Source organism: Stenotrophomonas sp. PS02300 (assembly GCF_029959395.1).
Classification (GTDB): domain Bacteria; phylum Pseudomonadota; class Gammaproteobacteria; order Xanthomonadales; family Xanthomonadaceae; genus Stenotrophomonas; species Stenotrophomonas maltophilia_AD.
In genome coordinates this window covers 1-369 of record NZ_JASCOP010000272.1, presented here as the reverse complement: position 1 = coordinate 369, position 369 = coordinate 1, and the positions used below count along the sequence as shown (strand labels likewise).

The window sequence follows — 369 nt, the reverse complement described above, 5'->3', positions numbered from 1 at the left end:
GCGGCGACAGCGGTCGTGACCGCCAGTCGCAGGCCCAGCTGTACGCCGGCTGGAACAGCGGGGCGGCCTACACCCTGGCGCAGCTGGGCGCTGGCCAGTTCACCCGCGAGATCGACCGCCAGCTGTTGCTGGGCGCGGGGCAGTACGGGGTCAATGCCCGTTACGGCGGCAACTTCAGCACCGCCAGCGTGGAATCAGGCTACCGCTTCGGCGGCGCAGGGGCATCGTTGACGCCGTACCTCGGTGCGGACTACGCGCGCCTGGACAGCGACAGCTTCAGCGAAGACGGCGGCTTCGGCTTCGGCCTGCGTGCGGACAGCCGCGCGTCCAGCCGCAGCCAGGCGCTGGCCGGCCTGCGTGCGGAAACGC

1 protein-coding gene is annotated in these 369 nt (G+C 71.8%); it reads left to right on the top strand.

Translation table 11 applies throughout. From position 1 onward, the window contains the following. The coding region (locus tag QMX79_RS20865; RefSeq protein ID WP_282248478.1) for an autotransporter domain-containing protein at positions 1-369 on the top strand (369 nt) is incomplete at both ends.